This window comes from Sphingobacterium sp. Ag1 (genome assembly GCF_000988325.1).
Taxonomy (GTDB): domain Bacteria; phylum Bacteroidota; class Bacteroidia; order Sphingobacteriales; family Sphingobacteriaceae; genus Sphingobacterium.
This window is the reverse complement of the sequence record NZ_LBGU01000042.1, coordinates 287,698-300,749: the sequence shown is the minus strand read 5'-3', so window position 1 is coordinate 300,749 and position 13,052 is coordinate 287,698. Positions and strand designations below refer to the sequence as shown.

General features: G+C 36.9%; 11 protein-coding genes. 4 read left to right on the top strand and 7 right to left on the bottom strand.

The genetic code is table 11. The annotated features are described in order from the left end of the window. Positions 1–125 precede the first annotated feature (125 nt). Positions 126–3,872, top strand: a complete 3,747-nt coding sequence (locus AAW12_RS17390; protein WP_053003775.1) for an ATP-binding protein — start codon at positions 126–128, stop codon at positions 3,870–3,872. A gap of 264 nt (positions 3,873–4,136) precedes the next feature. On the opposite strand, the gene AAW12_RS17385 is transcribed toward AAW12_RS17390, so the two are convergent. From AAW12_RS17385 to AAW12_RS17375, 3 genes are all read right to left on the bottom strand, one after another. Next, positions 4,137–5,063 (bottom strand): hypothetical protein, encoded by a 927-nt coding sequence (locus AAW12_RS17385; RefSeq protein WP_156167685.1) that lies wholly within the window; start codon positions 5,061–5,063, stop codon positions 4,137–4,139. Positions 5,064–5,161: 98 nt separating this feature from the next. Then, positions 5,162–6,313 carry a GDP-mannose 4,6-dehydratase gene (gmd, locus tag AAW12_RS17380; protein ID WP_046674906.1) on the bottom strand — a complete coding sequence of 384 codons (1,152 nt, stop codon included), beginning with the start codon at positions 6,311–6,313 and terminating at the stop codon, positions 5,162–5,164. 262 nt (positions 6,314–6,575) lie between these two features. Then, entirely contained in the window at positions 6,576–7,130 is a 555-nt protein-coding gene (locus tag AAW12_RS17375; protein WP_046674905.1) for a lipocalin family protein, read from the bottom strand. A 474-nt stretch (positions 7,131–7,604) separates the two neighbouring features. Between AAW12_RS17375 and AAW12_RS17365 the strand changes: the two genes are divergently transcribed. Together AAW12_RS17365 and AAW12_RS17360 are read left to right on the top strand one after the other, a co-directional pair. Next, on the top strand, positions 7,605–8,519 hold the full coding sequence (locus AAW12_RS17365; RefSeq protein ID WP_046674903.1) for a lysylphosphatidylglycerol synthase transmembrane domain-containing protein: 915 nt from the start codon (positions 7,605–7,607) through the stop codon (positions 8,517–8,519). Positions 8,520–8,521: 2 nt separating this feature from the next. Continuing rightward, entirely contained in the window at positions 8,522–9,229 is a 708-nt protein-coding gene (locus tag AAW12_RS17360; protein ID WP_046674902.1) for an SDR family NAD(P)-dependent oxidoreductase, read from the top strand. Positions 9,230–9,391: 162 nt separating this feature from the next. Here AAW12_RS17360 and AAW12_RS17355 read toward each other — a convergent pair whose 3' ends face one another. The 4 genes from AAW12_RS17355 to AAW12_RS17340 are packed head-to-tail and all read right to left on the bottom strand — an operon-like array spanning position 9,392 to position 12,188. Next, a complete protein-coding gene (locus tag AAW12_RS17355; protein ID WP_053003774.1) occupies positions 9,392–10,765 on the bottom strand; it encodes an alpha/beta hydrolase family protein in 1,374 nt (457 codons plus the stop codon). Positions 10,766–10,777: 12 nt separating this feature from the next. Continuing rightward, entirely contained in the window at positions 10,778–11,362 is a 585-nt protein-coding gene (locus AAW12_RS17350; RefSeq protein ID WP_046674901.1) for a hypothetical protein, read from the bottom strand. Beyond that, positions 11,352–11,846, bottom strand: a complete 495-nt coding sequence (locus AAW12_RS25675; protein WP_156167684.1) for a hypothetical protein — start codon at positions 11,844–11,846, stop codon at positions 11,352–11,354. The genes AAW12_RS17350 and AAW12_RS25675 overlap by 11 nt, the downstream gene beginning before the upstream one ends. A 42-nt stretch (positions 11,847–11,888) precedes the next feature. After that, positions 11,889–12,188, bottom strand: coding sequence for a DUF2089 family protein (locus AAW12_RS17340; protein ID WP_046674900.1), 300 nt, complete (start codon positions 12,186–12,188; stop codon positions 11,889–11,891). A gap of 123 nt (positions 12,189–12,311) precedes the next feature. Between AAW12_RS17340 and AAW12_RS17335 the strand changes: the two genes are divergently transcribed. Continuing rightward, positions 12,312–13,052, top strand: a complete 741-nt coding sequence (locus AAW12_RS17335) for a lysophospholipid acyltransferase family protein (protein ID WP_046674899.1) — start codon at positions 12,312–12,314, stop codon at positions 13,050–13,052.

Sequence of the window (13,052 nt, the reverse complement as noted above, 5' to 3'; positions counted from 1 at the left end):
TAAGAAACCGATTGAAGATTCTTTCTAGCCCATTAAAATAGGCTATTCAGAAAATAATATAAAAGTCCTTGCCCTAAGAAAGCAAGGACTTTTTTTTATATTTACAATAATGTAAATTGACGAACGTGAATTCTGGTATAAAAATTCGATTACTCCTACTTATCTTGACTTTATGCTTTATAGGAACAGCTATCACCATTAAAGAATCTGTTACCAATAGGGAAATACTGGACATTGATACAAAATCACTCAATGATTATATCGCTCAACAAGAGAAAAAGGTCGACCGAATTTTCAATGATTCTCTTCTACTCAAAACATTTAAAAACTACGACCAATATCCTATTGCAGTTTATCAGGCGTTCGAAAAGTTTAAAACCAATGAGAAGGTTTATTTATTTCTCTTTAAGGACCATGAACCGAAGATGTGGAGCACACATCTATTTGTGCCAATTACAGATCAGGGATTCCCAGAAAAATCCAATTTTATTCAGGATGATAACCGTTCTTACGTTGTTCGAAAAAAAACAATTGGTAATATCAGTATACTCGCCTATATTATTGTAAAAGGCTATACAAATAACAATAACCCCTATTTAAATAGCTCATTGCGAAGGAACTTCTTCGACTCTCGAAATATCGACATTGCCTCCTATACAGACACGGTCACCATTAAAAATATCTATAGCAATGAAGGGTCTTATCTATTCTCTGTTAAGCTAAAAGACGGAGAGCATGAAAATGCCTATACGATTTTGCAATTCTTCTGTTGGCTACTTGCCTGGATCGCATTACTGATCTTCTTCAATAGTCTCTGCCTACATATGGCCAAGACAGGAAGGGCCTGGTGGTCTGCATTACTGCTATTATCGGTATTTAGCCTCGTCAAATTTGCCGATCTTAAATGGAATCTGCTGTCCGAAAACGCGACATTTTCAATTTTCGATTCGCGCAATTACGCTTACAATCGCTTCTTCCCCAATATATGGTCCGTGATGTCCACCACCATATTGGTGTTATGGTTGATTCTATTTATCTATTCAATTCGCAAAGAGCTCAATTTCGACAAGATAAAGAACATCCGACTCTTCAGAATTCCTATCGCAATCGGATTTATTCTAAGTATATACCTGTCGTTCGGTCTATTGTATGACATCGCTGGTACCCTGATTACACACTCCAACAACATCTATTTTGATTTCACAAAACTTGTCGATTTACATTTCCTAAGTTGGGTAGATTTAGGCATTGTTGGCATGGGTATTTTGGCCTTGAGCATCTACATTGATCTTGTCCTATTTTTTCTTAAAAAATTAGAATTAAAACCAACGCAGCTACTCAACATTCAACTGGCATGTGTCATTTTTGTCATCCTGATCATATCCTTCTATATAGAGAAAAATAGCCTGGTCAATTTGTTACTTGCATTGATCATCCTTATTAAATCCTTTGGCGAAAAGTATTTCGATCGACATATATTAACAAATTATATTGCCGTACTGATACTTTGGGCAATCATAAGTGCGATCACGCACGCTCGTTTCTATCAGGAACGGAACTTAATTGACATGAAAATCTTATTGAGTAATTTACAATCAGAAGATGATGTCAATGCTGTTTCATTGTTTTCCGATATTGAAAGTAGTATAGCAAACGATCAAGAATTAAAACACCTATTTAATATCAGCCTTCCCTATACCAATACCGAGGGGATCAACGATTTCATCAAGAAAAAGTACTTTAGTGGCTATCTCTCCAAATATGAGTTCAAAGCATATTATTATGATCAGAATAATGTTCCGCTCAATCCGGCCAGTCAGAATAAGATCAATGAATATCGAGAAAAGGTAATCAATAAGTCGATAAAAGTCACACAGAACTTCTACCGTGCCAGCGCGGAATTAGGCACGCATGAATACTTCTCCATCATTCCTGTCACCATTGACCAAAATAGGATCGTCAATGTTATCATCAATCTTTCCAATAAAGACTTTAGTTATACGGTTCCCTATCCTGAAATCCTCACCGATATGCGGATCAACAATTCGCAATATTATAACAAAGGGGATTATTCAATAGCCCTTTATAAAGGAGGTTCTTTAATAACACAGTTTGGAAAGTATACCTACGAAAACAATTTGAGGGGGCTGAAAGGTGTTCCAGGAGAATATATTCAGGTGCTGGATCGCGATGCATATTTACATATGGCTTATGTTGCCAATAAATTCTCCACCTATGTGATCAGTAAACAAAAGCCTTCTTTTTGGGATTATCTAGCGACGACTTCATTTCTGTTCTTGGTATTTTTTATGATTTTCATGTTTTTCCATTTCATAAAATCCTTCTATATCTTTCTTAAGAACACCAAGCTAACTTTCCGTAATTTAAAATATCAGTTCTACAAAATAGTTAATAAAATACAGTATTCTACACGTATTCAGACCTCCATTATCTCATCGGTAATACTGGCAATCCTCATATCGGCAGTAATTTCGTATATAAGTATCAACAAGCAGCTTTATAATAACAATAAAGCAAGTAAGGAACGTTTTATTATCGAACTAGGCAAACGGATGGAAAATATGTTGACCTACACAGATGAAACATCCACCGAGACGCAGCTTATCAGTATTCTCAAGACATTATCCGAAACTATTTCCAAAGACTTCAATCTTTATTCCAAATCAGGCAGGTTACTCTATAGCTCGCAGCGCAGAATCTACGATCTGGAGCTTTTTTCCACTTTTATTAATCCGGCTGCACTGAAGAATCTTTCCATCTTAAAAAAATCGGAGACGATTGAAGATGAGCGTATAGGTACTTTCCAATTTGAGACCAGCTACGCCACCATCAGGGATAAAAACTATAATACACTGGCTTATATAGGTATACCAAACTTCTCACTTCAGAAGGAAGAAAATATCAATAAGAATCTTCTTTTAAATACCATAGTGAACATTTATTCGCTGATCATCATAGGCTTTGGTTTTTATGCGACGTTTGTGGCCAACAGTGTCACCAATCCATTGAGTATCATCAGTAAGAAAATCTCACAACTTCGCCTGGGACAGCCTAACGAGCCTCTGTTTTGGCAACGAAATGATGAAATAGGTACATTGATCAAAGAATATAATCTCATGATCATAAAGCTGGAGGACTATGCTAATAAAATCAAAGATACCGAGCGAGAATCCACCTGGCGCGAGATGGCTCAACAGATCGCCCATGAAATCAAAAATCCGCTGACACCGATGAAACTAGGTATTCAGCAACTCCGTAGATCGTACAAAGATGAAGACCCTAAATTTCCGGATCGCTTCAATAAATTCTCCACTTCATTCATCGAACAAATCGATGCATTGACGCATATTGCCTCGGAATTTTCACATTTTGCGAAATTCCCAAATACGGTAATGGAAAATATCAATATTGTAGAGAAAGTAGCAAAGTCTATTTCCTTGTACAACAACACACCAAATGTCAGTATTCGTCTGATTAACAATGCTGATCACAAAACTCTTATTGTAAAAGCCGACGGTAATGAGCTATTGAGAACCTTCAATAACTTAATAAAAAATGCAATTGAAGGCGGTTATGGACGAAAAAACATGAAAATCGAGATTTCTATTGAACGCTACTCAGACAAATTTGTCAAGATAGATATCAAAGACAACGGTTATGGGATTCCCAAAGAGATGCAGGATAAAATTTTCCAGATTAATTTCACGACGAAGAGTTCCGGAAACGGTTTAGGGCTAGTTCTTGTCAAAAAGACAATTGAAGCCAGTAATGGACAAATCTATTTTGAGACTGTTGAAGGCGACGGTACAACGTTTCATATACTGCTTCCTTTGCAACAGATAGAATCTTAATAGGTGTAGCTAGGTAATCAACAAAAATAAGACCTGGAAGAAAGCTTATATACGGCCTATCTCCAGCGTATATATAAGGACTTGCTGCTCCAATTCAATGAGCACCTCATAATTCAAACACTGATAGCATATAACTTATCAAGTTAATGGATAGCCTTATCCTTCTGGTTTAAGGATCAGTATAACAAGTCAGCATACACTATTAAACAAAAAAGCTCTTTGCATGACTGCAAAGAGCTTTTTTGTTTAATAGTGTATCTATTTTTAACGCAATACAACAGTAGATCGTCCCATGATTGCATTATCTTCATATAACAGAACCGTATAGGCGCCCTTAGAGAATCCTTCTTCAGCTGCCCAATAGACGATATAATCTTCACCTTTGTTGGTAAATAAAATATTGTGTTTAAAAGTATATTGTAATTTCTCGCCATGTACATAGAAAATATTATCACCTTGCACGACCAGATTTCCCGGCGGATCAATAATTCTGACATATATATCACGTTCTCCACTTTTAGCCAACGGATTATCAGCAACGGTAAAGTTGATTTTCAGCTTATCGATTTTTTTAGCACGTTCTTCTACAAATTCTTTTCCATTCTTTTTGACTTCAAGGCCATTTATACTGATGCTTGAAACTTTTAGTGCCGAAGCAGTCGCAACCTTCTCTTTCAGGTCCGAATTTGATGTAACTAACGAAGTAATCTGTTTTTCTTTTTCAACTACAGATTCGCTCAAATTGGAGTTTTGCTTCGATAAAATTTGATTTTCCTGGATCAGCCGTTGCACATTTACACGATACGTATCCACCTGCTTCTTAAGCTGATTGATCTTGTGCTGTGCATCATCAATATCTTTTGGAGTAATACTTTTATTTTCAAGCTTTTTACGAAGCACTGCTATCTCCGCCCTAGAATCATCCTTCTGCACGGTCATCTCTGGCGTCAATTGGACATTTTCTACATCAATTTTATCCAATTCAGCTTCAATACGATCGATTTGTACCTGCAGATTTTCTTTTTCTACTGTAAGTGTGTAGACCTTTTCACCATTGGACTTAAACTTGACATAAAAATATATGTTTGTTGCAAGTAATGCTGCTATCGCAATGATAAAGAAGTAAATCTTCGAAGAATCTTTCTTCTTTTCTTCTTCTTTCTTACTCGAAACAACTTCTGAATTTATCATAATATACTGTCATTTTCATAGGTATAAATCTATAAATTTATACTATTGAATGTTTAAACAAAAATTATTCCAGTTTTATTTTTTTTACCAATTATGAATTATTCAAAATAATTCAAGGTTTCAAATCCGCCTTGTTTTAAGTATTCTTCCTTTCTCATCAGATGAAGATCGGATTGTACCATGTCTGTTACCAACATCTGAAGATCATATTTTGGCGTCCATCCAAGTTTTGTATTCGCTTTTGTCGGATCACCAATAAGTAAATCGACTTCAGTTGGCCTATAATATGCCGGATCAACTTTGACAACAGTCTGACCGAATTTAATCAACGACTTATCAATATTTAATTGGGCCAGGCGTTCTTCGTCGATATCGATAATTACCCCCTTCTCCTGCTCTCCCTTTCCACTGAACTCAATCTCAATTCCCAATTCTGCAAAAGCCATGCGAACAAAGTCTCTAACAGTTGTTGTCACACCTGTAGCAATCACAAAGTCTTCTGCGGTTTCTTGTTGCAGAATCAACCACATTGCTTCTACATAATCTTTGGCATGCCCCCAGTCACGTTGTGCAGACAGATTACCAAGATATAATTTATCCTGCAACCCTAGTGCGATTTTTGCCACAGCCCTGGTAATTTTACGTGTCACAAAAGTTTCTCCTCTTACAGGGCTCTCGTGATTAAATAAAATACCATTACAGGCATACATCTTATAAGCTTCCCGATAATTTACAGTAATCCAATACCCGTACATTTTTGCTACAGCATACGGACTTCGGGGATAAAAGGGTGTTGTTTCACTTTGTGGAACCGCTTGCACCAATCCATACAATTCGGAAGTGGAAGCCTGATAAATCCGGGTTTTTTCGATCATTCCCAATAATCTGACCGCCTCAAGAATCCGCAAGGTACCGATACCATCTGCATTCGCAGTATATTCTGGCGTATCAAAACTAACCTTTACGTGAGATTGTGCCGCAAGGTTGTAAATCTCGTCAGGCTGTGTTTCTTGTATAATACGAATCAAATTGGTTGAATCCGTTAAATCACCAAAATGCAACGTGAAATTTCGGTTGTCAAGATGAGGATCTTGATAAAGATGGTCAATACGATCCGTATTGAATAAAGAACTACGGCGTTTTAAACCGTGTACTTTATATCCTTTCTTCAATAGGAATTCTGCTAGATAGGCACCATCTTGTCCTGTTATACCTGTTATTAAAGCAGTTTTCGTGTTTTGTTCAGCCATGTTTCTCTCTAGATTAAGCAATACCTGACGAAATCGTTAGATATTTATCCCATACCCATACTTACAATTAGTTTATCCGCGATTAATTTAGCCACGCACAAGATTATCATACAATACCTGCCGTCCACCGTATTCGTCAACTCATCCGTCTACAGTGCAAATAAATCATAATGAATTGGGAGTGTAAAAGTATTAAATTTTAAACAAAAAAAGCTATAGGAATTCCTATAGCTTTCTGTTATTCTTTTTTTATCGTTTATGTTTAATTTGAGCGCGTAAAGTTAAAAACTAAATAAGCTTCTCCATTAGCAACTGTCAACGGCATACGCATAACTAATTTATTTCCATCAGAATAAGATAAATCTAATCGGTAACCTGTTGTTACGTTCTTCGCCTTATCGCCCGCATAAATCTTTTTAAATTGAAACTGAGGTTCTCCTAAGCCTTTTCCAGGATTATAGATAGACCAAAAAATCTCACGTGATGCTCCTGGAGCACACAAAGTTCCTTGCGCATTAAATGTAATTGATCCTTTCCCATTTCCAATAAAATTCCATGTGCTACCTACGAAACATTCTGCCGGAGCTTCTTCAAATACACTTTTGATCGTGAATGAAGAAGGTAAATTCTCTCTATCGATTGTATTCAATGTCCACGTTCCTTTTACAGCGGATTTCCAATCCGAAGCGCTAGGACCAGAAGCTGCACTCGTATTGGAAGAAGGATTTCCAGTTGATGTACCTTGCTTTTGTGCTCCACAAGAAAATAAGGTCACCGTAGCAAAAACAGTTGCTAATGATAAAACGAATCGATTCATATGTATAAATTTTAATTTCAAATTGTATTTTTGGGTTTAATTAATCCACAAATCATGAAGATTACAGCCAAAAATCATACCATAAGCAAAATAATCGCAAAAACACTGTTAAGGTTATTTATCATTTTATTGGCCTTTGCCTCTTATCCGCTCTTTTTAGGACAGGAAGCAAAAAGCAAATTGAATCAAATCAGCCTTGCTTTTACCAATAAGATAGCTCTTATAGCTCCTATCCTGTTATTTTGCTTCATTATTGGATTAATGATCGCTGTGCTCAAGCACAAATATAACAGAATTGACCTAAATTGGCTATTTTCTCTCGCCACTATCTTTGGTATTTTATATTTGATATTATTGTATTCAAGAATTTACCCAACGATTGCTTAATCGCAATTGCACAATTCGCCAAAGTTTCTAACTTTGGATTCTCCAAAACGCTAATTACAGCCGAACAAGATTGGATGTATAATTTATATGGATAAAAAAAAGGGGCTCAAAATAGCCAAAAATATAGCAAAGATTGTCGTTACTGTGGGGGCCTTATATTGGGTATTCAGCAAGGTATCGCTAAAGGATCTGAAAGAAGCCATCATCAATTCCAATCCACTTTATCTATTCTTTGCTTTAGTTGCTTATAGCACCTCTATTTTTATTTCCTCCTCGCGTTTATTGACCTTTTTAAAGGCAATTGGTTTGGATGTTACTGAAAAATATAATTTAAAACTGTATCAACTTGGCCTATTTTACAACCTCATTTTACCAGGCGGTGTTGGCGGAGATGGTTATAAAATATTCTTCCTCAGAAAACGATTCAATATTAAAGGACGAAAATTATTTACAGCCTTATTTTTAGATAGATTAAGTGGATTATGGGCACTTTGCCTGATCATTGCAGCGCTAATTACTTATATGCCACAGCTGGGAATCCCGAACTATCTGACCGTTATTCTATTTATAATAGGGAGCGTTCTCTATTACTTTATCGTAACCAAGTTCTTTAAAGAATACAAGGCTACATTTCTAAAAGCTCATTTAAAAGCAATCGGTGTACAATCCATGCAAGTTATTGCAGCAATTCTTATCCTTTATGCGCTAGGATTTAGCGGCAAATTTTCTCCTTACCTATTTTTATTCCTTGCATCTTCTCTGGTTTCAATCATTCCCTTTTCAGTCGGTGGATTAGGCATGCGCGAACTTGTGATTATGTGGGGAGCGGGCATATTTCACGTCGACTCACACAATGCGGTTTTAATCACCTTGTTATTTTATATTATTTCCGCTCTCGTCGCGCTTTCAGGAATTTATTTTATCTTTCATCCGCAAGCAATTGGAGAGGACAAATTACCTTCCGCAGAAGAAGTTGAACAAAGTCAAAAACTAGAAGAATAAACATGGCAAATATTATTATTACAGGTGCAAGTAGTGGTGTTGGATTTGAAGCGGTGTTGGATTTGACCTCTAAAAAGGACAACAAAGTCATTGCTTTGGCTAGATCAGCAGACAAACTGAGAAAACTTCATGAAATTGCAGGTCAGCTCAACTATGATGGCGGCACCTTATACCCCGCTCAATTTGATATTGTCTACGATGACTATACTACACTTGTTCCCTTCATCCAATCAAAATTTGATAAGGTTGATATCTTGATAAACAATGCTGGAGCACTGATCAATAAGCCATTTATGGAAACTGATGGAAAGGATTTTGCAGAAATGCTACAAACTAATGTAATGGGACATGTCAATATGATACAACACGTTGTTCCCATGATGCCATCAGGCTCACATATTGTCAATATTGGCAGTATGGGCGGATTCCAGGGATCATTGAAGTTTCCCGGACTTTCGGCATATTCAACCAGCAAAGCCGCATTAGCAGTGCTTACAGAATGCTTAGCGGAGGAGTTTAAGGAAAAAGGAATCAAAGTGAACTGTCTAGCCTTAGGATCTGCTCAGACTGAAATGTTCGAGGCTGCTTTTCCGGGTGTTGAAGCGGGTACTTTAGCCTTTGAAATGGGTCGTTATATCGCAGAGTTCGCTCAAAATGGACATCACTATTTCAATGGGAAAATACTTCCTGTAGCCAATACAACACCTTAATTGGAAAATCAACCTTTCAAAGAGATATATCCCTTGATCTAATATAGTCAGGTTGATCTAATATAGTCAGGACCATTTAATAGAACATTAAATGGCCCTGATCTTTTACCCCTATTTGATCCGGAAAGAAATACTAAAACTCGCGGCCTTCAGTTCATTACATCAATTTGTCTTCAATTTAAGCCATTTTGTAAGATCGTCCATCAATTGCTCATTAAAACTCTCTGAGTTTTCAAAATATTCTTCAATTTTTCCAGTTTGCGCGTGCTGAAAAAGGTGATTCAAATTAGGATAATCCTTAATGGTGATGTCGGTAGTCTTTAAGTGCAGATGTTGGAGACAATAAATGTTTTCATTTGCAGGAACTTGGACGTCCTTTCCGCCAAATGAAGCAAAAACCGGTACTTTCAGCTGCTTCAGATAATAAGCCGGATCGATACGAAGAAACGTTCTAAACCAGGGGCTCATCATTGGACTAAGCTTAATCTTCATATCAGGCGTTAGTGGATTACCATTATTTTGCTGAATAAGTTCCTTTTCCAACGATTCGGCCAACACCTTGGGTGGCTCGTCTTCCAATAGAATAGTATACAATTTTCGATTATTTGCCTTATTGGTCTGTAATGCTACTTCAGATAATCCGCCCGCTTTTCCTAAAGCATAACTCTGTAAGATCAGTAAAGAATCTCCTTTGATCACAGGTCCAGACAAAAGTGCAATATACTTTACCTTACTGTTCTCGGATGCCACTATTTCGGCAATTAGGGCTCCCTCACTATGCCCGATCATTCCGATTTTATCCACATCTACTATAGCTTTCTTGCTGAGAAAATCAACTGCAGCATTGGCATCAGAGGCAAAATCAATTGTTGTCGCTAAATTAACTTCTCCTTTAGAGCCGCCTACCCCTCGATCATCGTAACGTAATACAGCAAAACCATTTTTGGTAAGATGATCTGCAAGCACCTTAAATGGCCTGTGGCCAAACACTTCAGAATCCCTATTCTGCTGACCGCTACCGTTGACCAACACCAACGCGGGGAATGGTCCACCATTTTTAGGATAAGTCAGAGAGCCCGTAAGAACTGCATTGCCGGCACTATTTTTAAACGAAACTTCCTCTTCCGTATAGCTATAAGGAGGAAAAACATCCTGCTTACGAGAAAGCCCACTCTGTTCATTCTCGCTTCGTACTAAAATCATAGCAGATTCAAAGGGGCCTTGTTTCATCACCCCTTTCATAACATCTTTATCCCGATCCAAAAAGCCCGCATACAGAAGACCTATATTCTTAACATCCATCCAAATGGAATCGTGTTGAATACGTATTTGATTGATTGGAAATTTCTGCGCTGTTTGCATCGGACTCTCAAAGGTACCATTCCACTTCCCTGCACTATCTTTTTGAATATTGAATACCAATAGCAGCTTCTGCCCTGAAACCTCAACCTCGCCCTTCCATGAGCCATCAAATGTCTGCGCATGGGTACATGAAAAATGAAAACAAATGATAAATAGATATAAAATTTTTCTCATTGTCGTTTTTTACTAGAAATTAAACTGTATGCATAAATCCAATATAAAATATAATGCCACAAATACCATACTGATCCCAATTTTCTTATTATTAACGGCTACATTCATACCCTTAACCAATAAATAGAATTGATAGCATAGCAATAACAAACTGACCATTCCAAACATACCGAATAAAAGCAGCTGGTTTCTATCAACTCCAGCCAATGTATGATCACCGTTTTGCACTGCTTTTAATACTTGAGCCGTGAATTTATCCTGGTTTAACAATTTCCCTAAAAATAAGGCAAGATAAAGCGGAAATGGCATAATCAGAACGACATTCATGACATCGATGATTCTGGTCTTTCTGTTCAATAACATCCCAGTACCGTAAAGAAGTGTAAAAGGAGCCAAAACCATACAGGCATGAACGCCCAATACAGCCCATATCGAAATCACCCTATCCGGTTGATAGAAATGCATAAAACCATTGAACTGCTGGCCCGATAAATAAATAACATAGCTTGATAACAAAAATCCGATAACACCTGCAAAGAATAACTTCCACTCTGGGAATTCCGCAAATGGATTCTGAAAAATCTGTTTAACTTTCATTTTTTAAGAATTGAGATAAGTTCAGCTGTTCAATCACAGCCGGATTTTGGGTTCCAATAAGTAATATCTTACCAGTTTCCAATGTAAGTTGTAACCCCATATTACCACGAGCTGAAAAAGCCAGACCTCTCACCCCCCTCCGCAATCCCCATCCACCAAACTCACCGATCGGGTTATAGTTTCGTACCTGAATAGCACGGATATCTGCCCAAAGCGTCCTTTTACGATAGAAATTAAATGGGAAAAAATAGACTTCAATTCCATCTTCACGAATAGTAGTTTTTAATCGTAGTATGCCAAATAACCCCCACAATACCAAATTGATCCAAAATCCTGGTAATTGAAATAATGGAACAAAATCCAACTGCAAGATATCATGCCAGTGCACAGAAAAACTGGCTACACTGACCGTTAAAAGGATCAAACATAATAACCAGCTAAAAAAAGATTGGCTTTCGGTAAAAAGCGTATTATTTTTCATCATGACATCATTCTATGTTCATCAATCATTCGATTTCCCTCGCCACTAAATATTTCTATTTCTGCCAACACTATTTTTATTCGTAAGAGCTTTCACTTTTTGAATCAGATCATCCAGGATATTACGAACTGTCGGATAGGATTTTCCCATTTGGTTTGCCATTTCCTTTAAACTTCCTGAGTGTATCAAAAAATTCAGAACAAATTCTTGCTCCTCAACAGTAAGTTGCATTAACACGGGTAATGAAAACTTTCCAACAACTTCGGTTTCACAGGAGTCACACACCAATTTAGCGACTTTTAACTTCGCTTCACAACAAGGGCAATCAACCGGTATTTTTTTCATTAAATAATAACTATATTAATATTATTAAATATAACATTAATAATATTAAAACAAAACACTATAAAATCAATATTTTTTAAAAACCACTGCTTAATGATATATTTGTATCATTAAATAACATTTATGAAGAAGTTTTTAGGCTATTTCCTATCTATAATATTTTGGTTTTGTTTTGGTTTATCCTTGATTATCTTTCACCCTATACAGTGGTTATGTTTAAAGCTGGGTGGATATAATGCACACAAAAAGAGTGTGGATATATTAAATGCCTGTCTCGTTGCCTGCTATTACACACTATTTAATCGGGTGACGTTTATCGACAATAAAAATATTCCAACAGGGCAACCCATTGTCTTTGTAGCCAATCACCAAAGCACCTTTGATATTCCGCCAATGATCTATTTTTTACGCAGGTTTCATGGAAAATTTATTTCTAAAATTGAACTTGCCAGCGGTATACCTAGCATCTCCTTTAACTTAAAACATGGTGGTGCCGCAAATATAGATCGCAATGACCCCAAACAGTCTATTGCTGAGATATTGAAGCTTGCCAATAATATGAAAACCAAAAACTGGTCCGCGTTTATTTTTCCAGAGGGAACAAGATCGAAAACCGGAAAAATGAAGGCCTTTCATGTTGGCGGAATTGCCACATTACTAAAGAAGAATCCGAACGCACTCGTTGTTCCTATCGCCATCACAGGATCATATGAAATGGTACAATATGGGATGTATCCATTAACCCCATTTCTTCATATGACCTGGGAGGTTCTAAATCCTTTGGATACGGAGGGCAAGAATATTGAAGAGATCGTTAAATTAGCTGAGGAAGCTATAAAACTAAAGGTCGAAAAATTGCAGTAA

Excerpts from the sequence above, each read along its gene's own strand:
- AAW12_RS17385 (WP_156167685.1), bottom strand. The coding sequence starts at position 5,063 with ATGATAAATTCAGAAGTTGTTTCGAGTAAGAAAGAAGAAGAAAAGAAG.
- gmd (WP_046674906.1), bottom strand. The coding sequence starts at position 6,313 with ATGGCTGAACAAAACACGAAAACTGCTTTAATAACAGGTATAACAGGA.
- AAW12_RS17375 (WP_046674905.1), bottom strand. The coding sequence starts at position 7,130 with ATGAATCGATTCGTTTTATCATTAGCAACTGTTTTTGCTACGGTGACC.
- AAW12_RS17365 (WP_046674903.1), top strand. The coding sequence starts at position 7,605 with ATGGATAAAAAAAAGGGGCTCAAAATAGCCAAAAATATAGCAAAGATT.
- AAW12_RS17360 (WP_046674902.1), top strand. The coding sequence starts at position 8,522 with ATGGCAAATATTATTATTACAGGTGCAAGTAGTGGTGTTGGATTTGAA.
- AAW12_RS17355 (WP_053003774.1), bottom strand. The coding sequence starts at position 10,765 with ATGAGAAAAATTTTATATCTATTTATCATTTGTTTTCATTTTTCATGT.
- AAW12_RS17350 (WP_046674901.1), bottom strand. The coding sequence starts at position 11,362 with ATGAAAGTTAAACAGATTTTTCAGAATCCATTTGCGGAATTCCCAGAG.
- AAW12_RS25675 (WP_156167684.1), bottom strand. The coding sequence starts at position 11,846 with ATGATGAAAAATAATACGCTTTTTACCGAAAGCCAATCTTTTTTTAGC.
- AAW12_RS17340 (WP_046674900.1), bottom strand. The coding sequence starts at position 12,188 with ATGAAAAAAATACCGGTTGATTGCCCTTGTTGTGAAGCGAAGTTAAAA.
- AAW12_RS17335 (WP_046674899.1), top strand. The coding sequence starts at position 12,312 with ATGAAGAAGTTTTTAGGCTATTTCCTATCTATAATATTTTGGTTTTGT.